This is a genomic window from Acinetobacter sp. 24-47-64, assembly GCF_057737055.1.
On the sequence record NZ_CM173215.1, the window covers coordinates 238778 to 251194 of the forward strand.

A 12417-nucleotide genomic window follows, 5' to 3' on the forward strand; every position below is an offset into this window, starting at 1 on the left:
CGCATGTTCATCCTATCGAATATAGGAGTAAAAGATGAAAAGAGTAATTGGGGTTTATCGTAACCAACATACACATTGGGTTGGTGATGGTCTGCCAGTGCGTAACTTATTTTCTTATGATCGCTTAGGTCAAGCACTTAGTCCTTTTTTGTTATTAGATTATGGTGCACCACATCACTTTGAGCCAACGACACGTCAGTTAGGTGTTGGTTCACATCCTCATCGCGGATTTGAAACAGTGACTATCGCCTACCAAGGTGGTTTGGCACATAAGGATTCCAGTGGTGGTGGTGGTGTTATCGAGGCAGGAGATGTGCAATGGATGACTGCTGGGGCTGGATTGGTTCACGAAGAGTTTCATTCTCCTGAATTTGCTCAAAAAGGTGGAATTCTTGAAATGGCACAGCTTTGGGTCAATCTACCAGCCAAAGATAAAATGACTCAACCACGTTATCAAGCGATCACATCTCATGATATTCCAACAATTACCATGGATGATGATGCTGGTCACATCCGTGTAATTGCGGGTGAGTTTGGTGGTCATTATGGTCCTGCTGAAACATTTACTCCAATAAATGTGTGGGATGGTCAGCTTAAAGCTGAGTATGAAACATTCATACATGTTCCTGTAGATCACAATGTATTGGTTGTAGTGTTGAATGGTGAACTCGTAATTAATGGGACTCAAAAAGTTCTAGACAGTTCAATTGTGATGTTTGCTCGTGATGGTGAGGCAGCAATTCAATTGCAAGCATATAAAGATACACAATTTTTAGTGCTTACAGGTGAGCCACTAAATGAGCCAATTCAAGGGCATGGACCATTCGTCATGAACACCAAAGAAGAAATCATTCAAGCTTTTCATGATTTCAATAATGGTAAATTTGGTGAAATTGCACGTTAATTGGAACGCCAAAAGCGGAAATATCATTTCCGCTTTTTTTGTGATCATCATTTTAAAAAAATAAAGGACCTCTATCCCACACAACAGAGGTCCTTATACGCTGTAATTTATATTTATTTTCTAGATCACATTCTATTTGTGCTTCTTATTAATGTGATGTAGTTCTCATTTTCAAAACAATGATAATGCATTTTTTTTAAGCTGTAAACTAAAAAATTAAATTATTGGTGAAAATATCTATTTTGTTTTTAAACATATTTTTTGATTTCTTAAAAAATACAAGTGTATTAAATATTTAGCGTATGACGAATAGTGTAGCAAGAATTTTACGTAAATTTATTTGATTAAAAATTAATCAAAAACAAATAAAATCTGGAAGTTTTTAATAGCAAGTTTCAAAGTGTTCTATCGCATAATTAAAAAAATTTTTAATGCTTGGATCATAATTTTGAAAATTGCAGTGATTGGAAGTGGTATGGCAGGGTTGGCAACTGCGAGAATTCTCAAGGATGCTGGTCACCAGATCACAGTTTTCGAGGCGCTTCCAGGGCGTGGTATGGATAGTTATAGTCTTGAGTATGAAGGTGGGATTATTGATTCGCCATTACGTGTCATGAATCCAATGCTCTGGAAAAATACATTGAGTCTTGCCACACATTTGGGTCTCAACACTTTTCCAGTACGTACATATATGTCATGTAGCTGGTTATTTGAAGATAAAATCGAAACTTGGCTGACAACATCACGTTCACGCATAGGCAACTTTCCAATCATTAACAATCGAAAAGGATTAAAGCAATATGGCATCCGTTTAGTGAAAGGGATGTTACAACTTAGATCTGCATTGAAGCAGTTTTTTAAATCTAAAAATCAAGATATCACTTTAGATGAGTTCGTTAAATATAACCAAATAGAAGAAGTATTTTGGAATGGGGCAGTCATGCCTGTCCTATTTACCATTTGTACATGTGATGCCAAAACAATTGGTGAATGGCCAGCGAAACCATTGTTGATTTTCTTACGCCAACTGACGGATGGAGATGCACTTCTTCGAATTCAAGGTGGGACTCCAGCTTTCGTTGATAAATTGCTGGAAGATATCGATTTAAGAAGTGGGCAGCCCATTACTCGTGTACAAGAGCAGGGTGATTTAGTCTATGTGGAAAATGAAGCAGGTGAATCTGACTTATTTGATCGCGTGATTGTCGCGACACCAACAACAAAAGTTCATGAGTTTTTAGATGCTGAACAGTTTGCGGATGATATTGCACTTCTCAAACAATTTAAGTTTGTTGATGGTGAATTGGTCATTCATACTGATTCAGTGGTAATGCCTGTGAAGCGTAAAGATTGGTGCGTATTGAGTTATATGATGGATCGTAAATTTACTAAACAGCATTTCACTGTTTGGCTGAATTCGATTGAGCCAACATTAGTGGGTAAATCTCCTGTTTTTCAAACTTGGAATCCAGTAATTGAGATTGATCCTAAAAAAGTAATACATAAAGTGAAGCTCACTAGAGCTGTTGTAGATCGTCATACTTTACCACTAACCCATGAGTTGAGTGCTCGTCACCAACAACAAGGTCGCAAAGTATTTTATTGTGGTTCTTGGTCATGTGATGGATTGCCAATTTTGGAGTCAGCGGTGACTTCAGCAATGGATATAGCAAAATTACTTGATGCGCCGTTACCATTTTTAGGTTTAAAGCCTAAGGTACAAGTTGCACCAGAGTTAGGATATTAAGGGATTGAATGAAGAAGCTCCAAGCATGGATGAAAGCACCTCAACATAAATATGCGATCAATGCAGCTTTATTGGGGGATCACCGTAATTGTGCTTGGAGTAATTTAGGTCTATGGCAAACTGACCAGCTGAATTATCCACAAGCCTGCGAGTTACTCGCAATAACCCTTGCTCAATCTATCGATTTAAATTCAAAAGATAAATTAATTGATTTAGGTTGTGGGCAAGGTGCTAGCTTAATTTTATGGAAAGAAAAATTTCAAATCGAATACTTGGAAGGAATTGAATTACAAAAATATTATGTAAATCATACGCGTAAGTTTTTACCTCATGTCAATCGGATCTCGCAGGGAACATTTTTAAATTTAGAATCTAGATCATTTGAATTTAAATTTGATGCGGCAATTTGCATCGATGCTGCTTATCACAGTAATTTGAATTTATTTCTTCGTTCTGTAGATGGTATTTTGAATTCAAAAGGACGCTTAGCATTTCATTATCTTGCTTTGAATTCAAAGTTCTATACTTTGAGTCCTCTAGCGCAATTGAAAGTTAAATTATTATTAAAAGCAGCTGACGTTCAACTGAACCATTTGCACTCATTCGATGAAATGCAATCAATCTTAGTGCAAACGGGTTTTAGAGATATACATATTCAAGATTTGAGTCACGAGGTATTTGCAGGATTTGTAACGTATATTCAGAGTGATATTTTTAAAAATAACATCCAAGCTCATTCGTATCACGTTTTAGATTTAGCAAAAATTAAGATGACAGCAAAGTTGTGTGCGAAACTTTATCAAGAGGGGATCGTGCGATATGTACAAGTGAGTGCAAGTAAAAAATAAATCATCAAAAACAACAAAGCCTCACTAAAAAGCGAGGCTAAGTATAAAATGGTGCCGGCACACGGATTCGAACTGTGGACCTACTGATTACAAGTCAGTTGCTCTACCAACTGAGCTATGCCGGCAACGTGGAGAGAATAATAGCGTTTTTTCACTAAAACGCAAGTCAAAAATTAATCGATTAATTAAAATTGAGCAGGATGAATTGTTTTTGCTTTATTTTTGATCGTCTTTTCTCCTCATTTTATAGTGATGCCCGTCATAGCGTGTACAGGCATCTTGAGAAAATTTTATAGGATCAGCTATTTGTTTTTTAGAATACGATCAAGGTCTTGTGCACACTCTTCAAGAGTATAAGCCATATCAAATTGCATTTGAGGTTTTAACTCTTGTGCTAATTTTCTCCATTGCTCAATTAATCTTAGCGCTTTTTGAATTTTGTGTTTATTCACATCTTTAGCGATAGTGGGTGTGTAGCCACCACGTTTTGCATTTTTAATTTGTTTTACATAGTTGGCGCTGTTATTCATATTATCTCCGGAATAGCAGGTTCTATATTTAAATAGGTGTGCAAAAATCATCTATTTGAATAACGTTGTTAGGTTGCTCAGCTCCTTAAGTATTGTTTTTATTAACTTAACATGATGTTGATGACAGTAAAATGAAGCGAGATACGTGCCAAAAGCGAAGTTTTAGGCGAAAAAAAACCGAATCATGAGATTCGGTTTTTTAAATTCTGGCGGTGAAAGAGGGATTCGAACCCTCGATACGCTATTAACGTATACACACTTTCCAGGCGTGCTCCTTCAGCCACTCGGACACTTCACCAAGGCGTGCGATGATAACTAAAAAAAAAGCAGATGCCAAGTTGAAACAATTGATTTAAAGAAAAAGTTTTTAGCCAGTGATATGATTGCCGAAAAATTCTGTCGAATGCATGAAGACTAAAATATGCAAAGCACTGCAAAAAAAGCCGCACTTCCTGCGGTAACATTGGCAGCATTAGGGGTGGTGTTTGGTGACATTGGAACCAGTCCTCTGTATGCATTGCGTCAATGCTTCCTTACGGCTCATATTGCAATTACTGAGGCAACCGTTCTGGGCATTTTGTCGCTCATTTTCTGGTGCATGATGCTCACCATCAGCTTTAAATATGTCTCAGTCATTATGAAGGCAGATAACAATGGCGAAGGCGGTATTATGTCGCTTCTTGCCTTAAATCTACGTTCAACCCGTATTGCAGATCAGCGCAAAATTTATCTCATTGCCTTGGGCTTTATCGGTGCATCACTTTTTTTTGGTGATGGCATTATTACCCCAGCAATTTCTATTTTATCCGCGATTGAAGGTTTAAGTATTGCGACTCCGATGTTTAATCAGTGGTTATTACCATTGGCCGTCGGTATTTTAACAGCACTGTTTTTAATTCAGCGCCACGGCACGGCGACCATGGGTAAGTTCTTTGGACCAATCACATTATTGTGGTTTGCATCTATTGGACTATTAGGCTTATGGAGTGTTATGCAAACACCGTTCGTGTTGGCAATGATTAGTCCGCACTGGGCATTTGGCTTTATCATCAATCAACCTTTTGTTGCATTCCTCACGATGGGTGCCGTCATTTTAACGATGACGGGGGGTGAAGCACTATATGCAGATATGGGACATTTTGGTCGCATGCCCATTAAGCTTGCTTGGTTTGTGATTGTATTGCCAAGTCTAGTTTTTAACTATGCGGGTCAAGGTGCTTTACTTTTACGAGACCCAAATGCAATTGAGAACCCATTTTACCTGTTAGTCCCTGATTGGGCTTTATTTCCAATGATTGGTCTTGCAACCGCTGCTGCCGTGATTGCGTCTCAAGCGGTGATTACGGGCGTATTCTCAATGGTCAATCAAGCGATTCAATTGCGCTATTTACCGCGTTTAACCGTGCAACATACCTCTGATGTTGAACAAGGACAAATCTATGTCCCATTCATCAACTGGGTATTATTTATTTCAGTCATTATTCTCATTTTATTATTTGAAAATAGTGCAAATCTTGCCAGTGCCTACGGTGTAGCAGTGACCATGACGATGCTATGCGGTACGATTTTAATTTCGATTTTAGCTTATGGCGTTTGGCGCTGGCCTGTTTGGAAAGTAGCGCTTTTTGCCGTGCCTTTATTGATCATTGACCTTGTTTTTGTTGCTTCGACTTCTTTAAAAATTGTTGGTGGTGGATGGGTGCCGATCTTGATTGGTGCAATTGTATTTACTGTTTTAATGACGTGGAAAGATGGTCGTCAAATCGTACTTAATAAGCTTGAGTCTGATGCGTTACCAATTGATCTCTTCATTCAAAGTGTCAAGATGAGTGATGAAACGCTCATTGTTCCTGGGGATGCAATTTTCCTCACAGGAACACCCAATATCGTTCCACATGCGATGTTGCACAATATTAAGCATAATAAGGTTCTACACGAACGTAATATGATGATTACGGTCATTACTAAAGATGTACCATATGTACCTGATATTGAGAGAATTCGTGTAGAAAAGATGGATAATCGATTCTTTAGGATTTTTGTATATTATGGGTTTAAAGACCAACCCAACATTCCAGTTGCGCTGAAAGCGGCATATGAGCAGTTAAATTTTGAATTTGATATGATGCAAATTAGTTTCTTTATTTCACGTGATCGTCTGATTCATACCGTGGGAGAAGGAATGGCGCCATGGCGTGAAAAATTATTTATTTCAATGCAGCGGAATACCAGTCCTGTGAGTGATTTCTATTTAATTCCACCAAATCGCGTGGTCGAAATGGGAAGCCAGATCGAAATCTGAGTAAGCGTTTGCTAAAATTTTGGATATAAAAAAACCGCCTCAAAGGCGGTTTTTTTATTAAGTCTAATACATTACTCAGCCGCTGGTGCTTCTACAGGCGCTTCTTCAGTTGCATTTACTTCAGGTTGAGCTGGAACTGCAGTTTGTGCTTGAGGAGCAGTTTCTTCTGCTTCAGCAGGTGGTAAGTTTCCAATAGGCGCTTTCGCATCAGCAGGCGCTTGTGTTGTAGCACCTTCAGAAATAACTTTCATCTGACCATTAGCTAATACTTCTTGTAAAGTACCAGGCTGACCATTAACTGTTGTTACGACTTTAGCTTTAGAAAGGCTTTCCAAAGTTTCGCCAGCTTGAACTGGTGGCTCAGCAAATGCACTTGCACTTGCCAAAGATAAACCCATTACTAATGCTGTCAAAGAAGTATGTGCTAATTTCATAGTGTCCTCACTTTCAATTCTTTTAATTTACTAAATAACTTTTATAGCATCTCACAAGTAATTGATGTAATTCAATCAAATACACGTAAAACCTTAAAGAGTGTTAAAAAACTATTCTATAAAAACAACAATTTGTTACTTATTTTGAGTGATATTTGAACGGAATGCGAAGATCCTTTATTCACTTGAAAATTCACTTGATGTACTTCAAATTCATAGCTTGTTAAGCTGTGGCCGGTTTTGAATAAAGCCCACGCATTGGGCCAGAAGTTGAACACGGAATGAATAGGTAATCTGAGTTTGAATAATATTGTGGTAAAAGCTGTATTAGGTATTGTTGCAGCAGGAAGCTTTGCAATTGCTTTCGGTCAAGAAAAGTTGTCTTCATATCTGCCATTTTCAGGTTCGGTTAATAATACAGCTTGTCTAAATCAATTTTATCGCCAAGAGCCACCTTATTTAATCAAAGAGAGCTTAAATAAAGATCGCTACCCATTATGCTTTAATGGATTCACCACTATGTATTCTGGTGTCTCAAAAACACCATTATGGGTAGCTGAATATCTGAATCCAGATCGGCTGAGCCAAAAAATAAAAAGAGAAGACAGTTTCCATGAGGAGACTCGTGTAGCAGAAAAGCATCGAGCATTATTATCAGATTATCGTGGGTCGGGATATGACCGTGGTCATATGGCTCCAAATGCTGATATGCCAAATAAAGCTGCACAGTACGACAGTTTTTCTTTAGCCAATATGGTTCCTCAAGCTCCGCAGAATAACCAACAAATCTGGCGAGAAATTGAGGAAGCGACACGTGCAATCGTTACGAAGCAGAAACATGATGTGTATGTGATTACCGGGCCTGTATATAGTGGCAAAAAACTGAAAACCATTGGACGCGGTGTTATTGTTCCAACAGCGGTGTTTAAAGCCGTATATATACCTAAAACAGGTGCTATTGGCGCATATTACGCTCCCAACAATAATTCACTACAGATGCAAGTGGTCAGTGTATGCCAGTTAGAAGAAGTGCTTGGCATGAATCTGTTTCCTCAACTTACATCTGAGCAAAAGCGTAATACTTATAAATTGCCATTAAAAGCCAATCAGGTCAAAGCCCAACAAGCGATAGAGTATTCGCACTGGGATGCCGAAAGCCAATGTGCAGTTGATATCTCAACAGATCAACTCAAAGCGCTGCAAAAAGAGTTTAGTAGTCAAAGCGTACCTGTTAATACAACCGTAACGAATCAAGAGGCTAAGATTGATGAACAAGCACAAGATGCAATCGTGAAAGAGTTGGTTCAAGCGTTGTTGCAATATTTATTACAAATCCTTAAATAAAAAAGCTCGAATTCGCCCTGAAGATTCATTTATCTTCAGGGATTGATATTTATAAACTTAAAGAGATTTGCCATGTTTAAGCCTTTTGAAAATGGGACTGAGTCACATTCGATTCATGACTTGACGCTTGAAAATGATCTTGATCGTGTGAGTATTTATGGCAACTTGCAAATCACCAAAGATCAAACCGGTTTAGCCGCTGCGAAAGCGTTAAAACAATATTTAGATGCAATGGTCATCTACTTAGAAGATCAACAAAATTTAGCAGAAAAAATAGAAACGACGGCTGAGAATGAAATAGAAAATCCATTCTTGTGATTCATCAATCATCTTTAGAATGATGATTTAGATTGACAATCATGAACTGCGAATATGATGTTGAATACGCCACTGCTGGGGCGTCATCTTCATCCACTGACGAAATGCGCGTTGGAATGCACTTTGTTCTGAATAGCTGAGCAATAACGAAATCTCATGCAAGCTGAGATAAGGATCTTGTAGATATTGAATCGCTAGAAGTTTGCGAACTTCTTGAACGCGCTGCTGATAGGTATCACCTTGATTTTGTAAATGGCGCTGAAGTTGTCTGACGGACATTCCCACTTGTTCTGCGACAGTTTGAATTTGATAATTGTGTCTTTGGATTCCAATCAGAATGGCTTGCTGTAACCGCTCATCGATTTGTGTGTTATTGGGGAGTCGACTTAACAAATCTTGAGCTTGCTGCATCAGGAGTTTTTGTAAAGTTTGATCAGCTTGTTTAATCGGTGCTTGTAGGAGCTGGCTTGGAAAAGTAAGCTTGACATGAGGCTGAGAGAATTTTACTTTGCTCTGAAAAAAACGCTCATAAATCGCAATATTTTTTGGTGCTGTAAAGCGAAAGTGAATTTCTTGAATATGTAAATGCTCAATACCCGCATAACGTTTTAGAAATTCAACCAATAATGCCATCGCAATTTCATCCGTGATTTGTGTCGACAAATGCATCGGCAAATCTTCCCAACGTACGCTAAATACGCCTTGCTCCAGATCAACGGCGAGAGGTGTACCATCATAAATTAAACGATGATATTCATGATAACGGGTGAGTGCTTCTGCTAGGTTATCGCATGATAAAGCGATATACGCGATAATGCCTAAATGTTGCGGTTTGACCCATTGAGCAATTTCTAACCCTAACGCAGGTTGTGGGTGTACTTCATAAATTTCATTTAATATTTCACGCCAAATGCTAAAGTCAAAGCGTTCGGCTTGCTGAATACTTGCCAATTTTGCAGAAATAGGGAGACCGTTCTCTTCACAATAATTATGTAAGAGATGTCCAAGTCCACCATGAACCGAGCCTGAATAATCCTTTATCTGCTGCATGTGATTAATACTTTTCTTGTTTTATCAATTGAAATCACGATGAGTTATTAAGCCTGTTTTTACAGTGCTATACAAGCGCTTTTTCTACCATACGACATTGAAAAATATGTCGTGATTTGTCAATGAAAATTTTATCTTGCGTCAATGGTTGAGAGCTTGAGTTAGATATATTGAAAGAAAAGAAACAGGGATTTTGAACATGATTAAAGGTTTTGTTGCAGGCTTAATCATTGCCAATGGATTTGAATGGGTCGCGCATAAATATGTTCTACATGGTGTACACCGTCCGGGTAAAACGAGGTTTAGTCCTGTGCCTAAAAATATGGAATCTCATTGGGCACATCACCGTGAAGTTAGAACACAAGATTTCCATGATGAGGGTTATGTAGAGGGAATCTCAAATTGGCGAACAAAAAATGAAATCGTATCATTGGGGATTGTTGCTGCTGTATTTGGAACAGCATTTTATCCAATCTCGAAAGGCATGAGTTTATCCGTGCTTTATAGTGCTTGTAACTACTACTACACGCATCGCAGAGCTCACCTCGAACCTCATTGGGCAAAAAAGAAAATTCCTTGGCACTATGACCACCATATGAACGCCAATCAAGATGCAAATTGGTGTGTCACTAAGCCTTGGTTTGATTACATTTTAGGGACACGTGTCATTTCAACGCCAGATTTGAAGGAAGATAACCCTTTAGGGGTGCAGTTACCGTCTTTTATTTCAAAACGAGTCAATCATATTGTTGAACAATATTTCCCCTCAAAGTGGGTTGAGCAGAAAGCAGCGCGCTCCGATATTTCAAAAAAAGCTTTGGCTATAGTGGAGTAAGTCAGATTAGATATGGAATTGGCTGAATTGACATCTGGTTTGTCATGATTGGTCAATAAAATATGTAGCTTTTGTCAAGATTTCGTGCAGATCTGTCATTTATGATATGAGATGAATAAATCGGAGAATGAAAATCTGATGGTAGAACTCTCCAGTTTATCGCTTTGCATAACGAACCAAGCGCTGTTTTTTCTTGGTTTTTAGGGCCTTCGGGCTCTTTTTTTTGCAAAAAAAAGAGGCAAATGCCTCTTTTTTATGGGGCGTGATTAAAGACGCATTTCAATGCCTTGTTCAGCTAAATATTGTTTTGCTTCCGGGATGGTGTGTTGACCAAAGTGGAAGATAGAGGCTGCCAGCACCGCATCAGCACCCCCTTGTAAAATTCCGTCTGCTAGATGTTGAAGATTACCCACACCACCTGAAGCAATCGTTGGAATCGTTACACGATCATTAATCTGACGCATCAATGCTAAGTCATAACCAGCTTTTGTACCATCTGCATCCATTGACGTAATGAGCAATTCTCCTGCGCCGTATTCTGCCATTTTCACAGACCATTCAATCGCATCGATACCCGTTGGTTTGCGACCACCATGTGTGAAAATTTCCCACTTATTTTCACCCGTTTTTTTTGCATCAATCGCAACTACAATACATTGTGCACCAAAACGTTGAGAGGCTTCTTGAACGAATTCAGGGTTAAAGACAGCAGCTGAGTTAATACTGACTTTGTCTGCACCAGCGTTAAGCAATAAACGAATATCTTCAACTTTACGAACACCACCACCTACAGTCAGTGGTACAAATACAGTTTCAGCCATGCGCTCAACCGTACGGTAAGTGGTGTCACGGCCATTAGATGTTGCAGTGATATCGAGAAAAGTAATCTCATCTGCACCTTGTTCGTTATAACGACGTGCTACTTCAACTGGGTCGCCTGCATCACGAATATCAAGGAATTGAACACCTTTTACAACTCGACCGTTATCTACGTCGAGGCAAGGAATAATACGTTTAGCAAGCATAATTTTTTCCAAAAATAACAGCCGATTATGAAACTTACAGACTTTGGTGCTACACCTTGGTAGTCGGAGCAGGTATTCTATCAAAATAATGTAAGTTTTTTCGCAGGTTTTTTTATGTCGGTTTATACCACTTTGACTTTAAATGAAGTTCAGGATTTTGCTACGCCTTATGGATTAGAGGTGATTGACCTGATTCCGATTCAAGGAGGTATTCAAAATACGAACTATTTTCTAGTTTGTGCAGATCAAACCGAATTTGTTTTAACAATTTTTGAAGAGATGGATGAGCAAGGCGCAGGTGAACTCGTCCCTGTACTTGAGCATCTGGGTCATGCAGGTCTGCCTGTGCCTGTACCTTTGAAACATTCAGGACGTTCGATTCAGATCTTAAAAAATAAACCTGCACAAATTGCGCCTAGAATGCGTGGCAAGCATCCTATGCTTTCATCACTTGAACAGGTTCAGTCCATTGCTATTGCACAGGCTCAAATACATGTGGCTCTCGATAACTTTCCCTTAGAGCGCGCAGAGTATCGTAATCATGATTATTGGTTAAGTGTGGCTCAGCAGCTTCGACCTACGCTAAATCCAGCCGATCAAGTATTATTAAATAGTTTGTTAGGTTTATATGATGCTCTTACCGCAATGTACCCTGATCGTCCACGAGGTTTTATCCATTCTGACCTATTTAGAGATAACACTTTATTTGAAGGGGCTACTTTAAAAGGGATACTCGATTTTTATGAGTTGAATAAAGATGAACTTTTGTTTGATATCGCCATTACGATGAATGATTTCTGTACAGAATATCCAAGTGTTCATTTGAATGAGGAAAAGGCCTTAGCATTCTTGGAGGCTTATCAAAGTGTACGTGAAATGACCAGTGATGAAAAATCATGCCTAGAACTCTATTTAGCGATGGCAGCTGGACGTTTCTGGATGATGCGTTTGCTAGTGGCTCAAAAGAACAAAGAAATGGGGCGTGTTGGCGAGGATATTTTGCAAAAAAATCCTTTAGAAATGCGCAATATGCTGGTTGAACGATTAAAATTTGTCACAGCTTAAAAATTTAAAAAATCT

General features: G+C 38.7%; 12 protein-coding genes and 2 tRNA genes. 8 read left to right on the forward strand and 6 right to left on the reverse strand.

Annotated elements, in window-relative coordinates; genetic code table 11:
- Positions 1 to 34: 34 nt before the first annotated feature.
- The 3 genes from AC1M85_RS01120 to AC1M85_RS01130 all read left to right on the forward strand — a co-directional run bounded on the left by AC1M85_RS01120 (position 35) and on the right by AC1M85_RS01130 (position 3499).
- On the forward strand, positions 35 to 904 hold the full coding sequence (locus AC1M85_RS01120; RefSeq protein WP_035267590.1) for a pirin family protein: 870 nt from the start codon (positions 35 to 37) through the stop codon (positions 902 to 904).
- A gap of 448 nt (positions 905 to 1352) precedes the next feature.
- Positions 1353 to 2651, forward strand: coding sequence for an FAD-dependent oxidoreductase (locus tag AC1M85_RS01125; RefSeq protein ID WP_481591878.1), 1299 nt, complete (start codon positions 1353 to 1355; stop codon positions 2649 to 2651).
- Positions 2652 to 2659: 8 nt separating this feature from the next.
- On the forward strand, positions 2660 to 3499 hold the full coding sequence (locus tag AC1M85_RS01130) for a methyltransferase domain-containing protein (protein WP_488213387.1): 840 nt from the start codon (positions 2660 to 2662) through the stop codon (positions 3497 to 3499).
- 49 nt (positions 3500 to 3548) lie between these two features.
- On the opposite strand, the gene AC1M85_RS01135 is transcribed toward AC1M85_RS01130, so the two are convergent.
- The 3 genes from AC1M85_RS01135 to AC1M85_RS01145 all read right to left on the reverse strand — a co-directional run bounded on the left by AC1M85_RS01135 (position 3549) and on the right by AC1M85_RS01145 (position 4327).
- Positions 3549 to 3624 (reverse strand) — tRNA-Thr (locus AC1M85_RS01135).
- 177 nt (positions 3625 to 3801) lie between these two features.
- Positions 3802 to 4029: a hypothetical protein gene (locus tag AC1M85_RS01140; protein ID WP_035267585.1), complete on the reverse strand. Its 228-nt coding sequence runs from the start codon at positions 4027 to 4029 to the stop codon at positions 3802 to 3804.
- A 207-nt stretch (positions 4030 to 4236) separates the two neighbouring features.
- A tRNA-Ser gene (locus AC1M85_RS01145) sits at positions 4237 to 4327 on the reverse strand.
- A gap of 123 nt (positions 4328 to 4450) precedes the next feature.
- Here AC1M85_RS01145 and AC1M85_RS01150 point away from each other — a divergent pair.
- Positions 4451 to 6331, forward strand: coding sequence for a potassium transporter Kup (locus tag AC1M85_RS01150; RefSeq protein WP_092766472.1), 1881 nt, complete (start codon positions 4451 to 4453; stop codon positions 6329 to 6331).
- A gap of 71 nt (positions 6332 to 6402) precedes the next feature.
- Here AC1M85_RS01150 and AC1M85_RS01155 read toward each other — a convergent pair whose 3' ends face one another.
- Positions 6403 to 6765 carry a hypothetical protein gene (locus tag AC1M85_RS01155; protein ID WP_228133254.1) on the reverse strand — a complete coding sequence of 121 codons (363 nt, stop codon included), beginning with the start codon at positions 6763 to 6765 and terminating at the stop codon, positions 6403 to 6405.
- Positions 6766 to 7065: 300 nt separating this feature from the next.
- On the opposite strand from AC1M85_RS01155, the gene AC1M85_RS01160 reads away from it, so the two are divergent.
- Together AC1M85_RS01160 and AC1M85_RS01165 are read left to right on the forward strand one after the other, a co-directional pair.
- On the forward strand, positions 7066 to 8109 hold the full coding sequence (locus tag AC1M85_RS01160; RefSeq protein WP_481591881.1) for a DNA/RNA non-specific endonuclease: 1044 nt from the start codon (positions 7066 to 7068) through the stop codon (positions 8107 to 8109).
- Positions 8110 to 8181: 72 nt separating this feature from the next.
- Entirely contained in the window at positions 8182 to 8427 is a 246-nt protein-coding gene (locus AC1M85_RS01165) for a hypothetical protein (protein WP_488213388.1), read from the forward strand.
- A 39-nt stretch (positions 8428 to 8466) separates the two neighbouring features.
- Here AC1M85_RS01165 and AC1M85_RS01170 read toward each other — a convergent pair whose 3' ends face one another.
- On the reverse strand, positions 8467 to 9477 hold the full coding sequence (locus tag AC1M85_RS01170) for an AraC family transcriptional regulator (protein WP_488213389.1): 1011 nt from the start codon (positions 9475 to 9477) through the stop codon (positions 8467 to 8469).
- A gap of 199 nt (positions 9478 to 9676) precedes the next feature.
- Between AC1M85_RS01170 and AC1M85_RS01175 the strand changes: the two genes are divergently transcribed.
- On the forward strand, positions 9677 to 10312 hold the full coding sequence (locus AC1M85_RS01175; RefSeq protein ID WP_488213390.1) for a sterol desaturase family protein: 636 nt from the start codon (positions 9677 to 9679) through the stop codon (positions 10310 to 10312).
- 266 nt (positions 10313 to 10578) lie between these two features.
- On the opposite strand, the gene hisF is transcribed toward AC1M85_RS01175, so the two are convergent.
- The gene (gene hisF, locus AC1M85_RS01180) at positions 10579 to 11337 is read right to left on the reverse strand and encodes an imidazole glycerol phosphate synthase subunit HisF (protein WP_035267573.1); all 759 of its coding nucleotides are present in this window, start codon (positions 11335 to 11337) and stop codon (positions 10579 to 10581) included.
- A 114-nt stretch (positions 11338 to 11451) separates the two neighbouring features.
- Here hisF and AC1M85_RS01185 point away from each other — a divergent pair, with 114 nt between their 5' ends.
- Positions 11452 to 12402: a homoserine kinase gene (locus AC1M85_RS01185; RefSeq protein ID WP_488213391.1), complete on the forward strand. Its 951-nt coding sequence runs from the start codon at positions 11452 to 11454 to the stop codon at positions 12400 to 12402.
- Positions 12403 to 12417 lie beyond the last annotated feature (15 nt).

Coding starts and splice junctions, on each gene's coding strand:
- AC1M85_RS01120 (WP_035267590.1), top strand. CDS start 35: ATGAAAAGAGTAATTGGGGTTTATCGTAACCAACATACACATTGGGTT.
- AC1M85_RS01130 (WP_488213387.1), top strand. CDS start 2,660: ATGAAGAAGCTCCAAGCATGGATGAAAGCACCTCAACATAAATATGCG.
- AC1M85_RS01140 (WP_035267585.1), bottom strand. CDS start 4,029: ATGAATAACAGCGCCAACTATGTAAAACAAATTAAAAATGCAAAACGT.
- AC1M85_RS01150 (WP_092766472.1), top strand. CDS start 4,451: ATGCAAAGCACTGCAAAAAAAGCCGCACTTCCTGCGGTAACATTGGCA.
- AC1M85_RS01155 (WP_228133254.1), bottom strand. CDS start 6,765: ATGAAATTAGCACATACTTCTTTGACAGCATTAGTAATGGGTTTATCT.
- AC1M85_RS01165 (WP_488213388.1), top strand. CDS start 8,182: ATGTTTAAGCCTTTTGAAAATGGGACTGAGTCACATTCGATTCATGAC.
- AC1M85_RS01170 (WP_488213389.1), bottom strand. CDS start 9,477: ATGCAGCAGATAAAGGATTATTCAGGCTCGGTTCATGGTGGACTTGGA.
- AC1M85_RS01175 (WP_488213390.1), top strand. CDS start 9,677: ATGATTAAAGGTTTTGTTGCAGGCTTAATCATTGCCAATGGATTTGAA.
- hisF (WP_035267573.1), bottom strand. CDS start 11,337: ATGCTTGCTAAACGTATTATTCCTTGCCTCGACGTAGATAACGGTCGA.
- AC1M85_RS01185 (WP_488213391.1), top strand. CDS start 11,452: ATGTCGGTTTATACCACTTTGACTTTAAATGAAGTTCAGGATTTTGCT.